1 pseudogene is annotated in these 233 nt (G+C 71.7%); it reads left to right on the forward strand.

The window, feature by feature from the left end:
- Nucleotides 1–233, forward strand: a pseudogene (locus EXE44_RS19440) (7,8-didemethyl-8-hydroxy-5-deazariboflavin synthase subunit CofG); the annotation flags it as partial.

Consider the following 233-nt stretch of genomic DNA (forward strand, 5'->3'; position numbering starts at 1 on the left):
GTGAACGCGTCGATGGGGGTGATGCTGGAGACGACCGCCGACGTCGACGCGCACTCGGGAGGGCGACGGAAGACCCCCGGTCAGCGGCTCAACACGATCCGCGCGGCGGGCCGGCAGGGCGTGCCGTTCACGACCGGGATCTTAGTCGGCATCGGCGAGGACTGGCGCGACCGCGCCGAGAGCCTGCTCGCGATCCGGGCGCTCCACGAGCGGTTCGGCCACGTCCAAGAGGT

The sequence above is a fragment of the Halorubrum sp. SS7 genome (assembly GCF_005435055.1).
GTDB lineage: Archaea > Halobacteriota > Halobacteria > Halobacteriales > Haloferacaceae > Halorubrum > Halorubrum salinarum.